Raw genomic sequence first — 4,088 nt, 5'->3', positions numbered from 1 at the left:
ACGCCATGCCGCCCGTGCCCGCCGTGCCCCGCGTGCCCGCCGTGCCCGACGACGGCGTGCGCATCACGCGGTCCGGGCCGCGGGGGTGCGGGTGGCGGCCCGGTCGGCGGCGAGCCCGACGCCGAGGAGCAGCAGCGCGCTGCCGAGGTGGAGCACGTTGTCGGCGCCGTTGAGCGCCAGGATGTTCGCGGCGGAGTCGGCGATGAAGAGGCCCAGCACGCCGACGAGCAGGTAGACCGCACCGACGGCGGTGTTGACGCCGCGGGACGCGCGCACGGACGCGCGTGCCGCCACCAGCAGAGCCGCGCCGATGGCCAGGTGGACGACGTTGTGCAGCGGGTTGACGTCGAACACGATCAACGGGTTGCCCTCCGTGGCCGCGAAGCCGACGCCGCCCGTGACGGCGAAGCCGGCCGCACCGACCAGGAGGTAGACGACGCCGAAGACGGTGCCGAGGAGTCGGTTGGGGGAGCTGGTCATGGAGGTTCCTCTCGTCGTGCGACGGCGGTCGCCGCCGTCGGTCGGCGGTGGTTCGGAGCGGGCGGCCCGGTGGATGGGTGGGTCGGCGCCTCCTCCGGTCGCACGGCCTGCAGATCCGAGGGCCTGGACGTGTCACGAACGGCGGCCCCGGCGCTCCTGGGTGGGTGAGGGCATCGGTGTGCGGTGCCGGGACCAGGAGGACCGTGGTGGACGGGGTCGTTGTGGACGTGCGTGGCCCGGCCCTAGGCTCGGGCCCACCGCCGGTCCGCGAAGGGCACGGGTCCATGAACCGCACAGCGGGAAGCACCGCCGACGGCGTCGGTGAGCGCACCGGCCTCGCCGCGCGCGCCGCGGCCGCGGTCGTCGCCTTCCGGGACGGCCGGACCGGGCCGCTCGAGGACCTGGTGCGCGAGGCGACCCCGCTGCTGTGGAACGTCGTGCGCTCGCAGGGCGTCGAGCGCGACGAGGCGGCCGACGTCGTGCAGGGCGTGTGGCTCGCGTTCGTCCGCAGCGCGCCCACCATCCGCGAGGCCGACGCCGCGCTCAAGTGGCTCGTCGTGAGCGCGCGCCGTGCCGCGTGGCAGGCGGTGGCGCACCGTCGCGGCGACGCCCGCCGCACCACCACGCTCGAGGACGAGGGCGCCCCCTACGGGCAGCTCCGGTCGCCCGACCGCCCGCCGGACGAGGTGGTCGCGGCCGACGAGCGGGACCGCCGGCTGTGGCGGCGCTTCCTCCTCCTGCCCGAGCGGTGCCAGCAGGTGCTCCGCTTCGTCGCGATGGCGGACCGCCCCGACTACCGCGCGATCGCCGAGGTCACCGGGATGCAGGTCACCGCCGTCGGCGTCACGCGCGGACGGTGCCTGGCGAAGCTGCGGGCGCTGCTCGCGACCGAGGAGGGCTGGGACGCATGAGCACCGACGACCTGGGGCACGACGACCACCCGGCCGACGGCGTCCTGGACGACGCCGACCTGCGGGTCCTGGCCGGCCTGCGGCGCGTGCTCGACGCCGCGGACCCGGTGCCGGACGACCTCGTCGAGCGCTCGCTGTTCGCGCTCTCGCTCGAGGCGCTGCACACGCAGGTGATGGAGCTGCAGCTGCTCGAGGTCCCCGAGCTCGCCGTGCGCGGCGAGGCGACCGTCGAGGCGCGGACGATCACGTTCACGGCGGAGCCCGTGACCGTCATGATCAGCCTGTCGGTCTCGCCGTCGGGCGGAGTGCGCGTCGACGGGTGGGCCGCGCCCGCCACGCGCTACGAGGTCGAGCTGCTGCGCCCGGGCGGCAGCGTGCGCACGGAGTCCGACGACGACGGCTCGTTCGTCCTCGCCGACGTCCCGCCGGGACCCGCCAGCCTCGTGCTGCGCCACGGCTCGGGGACCGGCGTCAGCACGCCGGTGATCGAGCTGTGAGGGCGTCGGCTGGTGCCATGACGAGCAGTGACGAGGGGGACGCATGACGCAGGGAACGGCCGATCGACGAGGGCGCGACGAGGGGCAGCGACCGGAGGACCTCGCGTGGCGTGTCCGCACGCTCGACCCGCGGACGGCGCCGCGACGGGGCGGTGCGCGGGCACCGGCGCCGACCGCGTACGTCGCCGACCGGCTGATCGTCTCCGGCGCCCAGGCGGGCGCGGCGGACCTGGGCTCCCTCCAGGACGTCGCGGGCCGCCGGGGCTGGACCGTCGAGGTCGAGGAGGCCGACCTGGCCGACGCTCGGCTGCTCGGACAGGCCGACCTGGCGGGCGACGCGCGCGAGGCGCTCGCCCTCGGCTCCTCGTTCGCCGTGCGCCTCGTGGCGGCGCGGGACTCGGTCGCGCCGGCGCCGGACGCGTGGGAGCTGCTCGAGGGCTTCCGCGCGCTCGCGGGGGAGTCGAAGCTCCGGCTCTCGCTCGACCACGTGGTCGTGGCCACGCCGGGCATCGGCGGCTCGCCCTTCACGGACCCGCACCCCTTCACCGATCCCCATCCGTTCACGGACCCGCACCCGTTCACGGATCCCCATCCCTTCACCGACCCCCACCCGTTCACGGACCCGCACCCGGCGACGGGCCTGACCGAGTACGGCGTCCCCGGCTGGGGCGGCCGCAGCGCGGTCGCGTGGGTCGGGCCGCGGCCCGAGCGCCGGCACGCCGCCGGCCGCTCCGTGCTGCAGACGAAGGACGGGGTCGCCCGTCCCGTGGTGGCGGTCATGGACACGGGCACGGGAGCGCATCCCTGGCTCGGGCCCGACGTCGTGCTGCGCGACCCTGCCGTGCTCGGCGTGCCGGTCGGCCCGTTCCCCGTTCTCCCGCCGGCCGCCGACCCCGAGGACGGCGGCATGGCCGGGTCGCCGTTGACCGGCGGTCTCGACCCGGCCGCCGGGCACGGCACCTTCATCGCGGGCATCGTCCACCAGGTGTGCCCCGACGCCGTCGTGCTGTCCTGCCGGCTCTACGGCGGCGTCGGCGTGATCGCGGAGTCGGACCTCCTGCGCGGCCTGCGCCGGCTGCTCCTGCTCCACGTGCTGGGCCTGGCCGGCCACGCCGGGCACGTCCCGGTGGACGTGCTCAACCTCTCGCTCGGGTACTACCACGAGCGGCCCGAGGACGCGCTGTTCGACAGCCCGTTCGGATCGGTCCTCGAGGCCCTGCGTCGCCAGGGCGTGGCGGTGGTCGTCTCCGCGGGCAACCACGGCGACCCGCGGCCCCTGTTCCCGGCCGCGTTCGCGCCCGCGGTGGCGGGGAGCCCGCCCGCCGTCGTGCCGCCCTCACAGCTCGACGACGTGCCGCCGGTGGTCTCGGTCGGTGCGCTCAACCCGGACGGCACGACGGCGCTCTTCAGCAACGACGGACCGTGGGTGACGTGCCTGCGCCCCGGCGCCGCCGTCGTCAGCACGCTGCCGACGCCGACGGACGGCTCGCGGACCGCGTCGCGCTCGCTGCCCGGCGCGCGCAGCGGGGAGGAGCGCTCGACCCTCGACCCGGACGCCTTCGCGGGAGGGTTCGGCGTGTGGAGCGGGACCTCGTTCGCCGCGCCTGTCCTCGCGGGCGAGCTCGCCGCCGCGCTGCTCGAGGCGCGCGCCTCGGGCGCCGTCACGACGTCCTCGCTCTCGGACCCCGCCGAGCGCCGTGCCGCGACCTGGGCCGCGATCACCGCGACCACCGGGCTGAGCCGGTGACCCCACCGTGAGCCCGACGTCGGCCCCCACGCGAGCCCCCACGTGAGCCCGGCATGACCGTGCGGATCGGGGCGGCGTGAGCTCGTCCACCGGCATGGACCTGGGCCTCGAGGCGCTCCGCGCGCTCGAGGAGGGCTTCGCGCACAACTCCGCGGGCCGGCCCGCTCGTGCCTCGGCGTGCTTTCGCCAGGTGCTGCGTCGGCTCGGGACGCCCGACGACGTCGGACGCGACCCGACCGCGCGGCCGGCGCGCGGGGAGGCCGCGAGGGACCGCGGCGACGGGACGGACGCCGCCTACCTGCGGGCGCGGGCCCTGCTCGGCATGGTCATGAGCGACTTCGAGCTGCGGGCCGACGTCGCCGCGAGCCTCGCCGTGCTGGACGAGGCCGAGGCCTGGGCCCGGCGCGCCGGCGCCCCGGCGGTCGAGGTCGCGGTGCACGGCCAGCGCGGCCT

The 4,088-nt window shown here is 76.7% G+C and carries 5 protein-coding genes; 4 read left to right on the top strand and 1 reads right to left on the bottom strand.

All coding sequences use genetic code 11. From position 1 onward, the window contains the following. Positions 1-63: 63 nt before the first annotated feature. Positions 64-480, bottom strand: a complete 417-nt coding sequence (locus ICW40_RS08570) for a DUF4383 domain-containing protein (RefSeq protein WP_221653416.1) — start codon at positions 478-480, stop codon at positions 64-66. A gap of 284 nt (positions 481-764) precedes the next feature. Between ICW40_RS08570 and ICW40_RS08565 the strand changes: the two genes are divergently transcribed. The 4 genes from ICW40_RS08565 to ICW40_RS08550 all read left to right on the top strand — a co-directional run. Next, positions 765-1,391, top strand: a complete 627-nt coding sequence (locus tag ICW40_RS08565; protein ID WP_221653415.1) for an RNA polymerase sigma factor — start codon at positions 765-767, stop codon at positions 1,389-1,391. Beyond that, positions 1,388-1,888, top strand: a complete 501-nt coding sequence (locus tag ICW40_RS08560; protein WP_221653414.1) for a hypothetical protein — start codon at positions 1,388-1,390, stop codon at positions 1,886-1,888. The genes ICW40_RS08565 and ICW40_RS08560 overlap by 4 nt, the downstream gene beginning before the upstream one ends. A 43-nt stretch (positions 1,889-1,931) precedes the next feature. Then, entirely contained in the window at positions 1,932-3,635 is a 1,704-nt protein-coding gene (locus ICW40_RS08555; RefSeq protein ID WP_221653413.1) for a S8/S53 family peptidase, read from the top strand. Between the two features lie 76 nt (positions 3,636-3,711). Then, on the top strand, positions 3,712-4,088 hold a 377-nt coding region (locus tag ICW40_RS08550), incomplete at its 3' end, for a hypothetical protein (protein ID WP_221653412.1).

The organism is Actinotalea ferrariae (assembly GCF_019733465.1).
In the GTDB taxonomy this organism is placed as follows: domain Bacteria; phylum Actinomycetota; class Actinomycetes; order Actinomycetales; family Cellulomonadaceae; genus Actinotalea; species Actinotalea ferrariae_A.
This window is presented reverse-complemented; position numbering and strand designations above follow the sequence as displayed.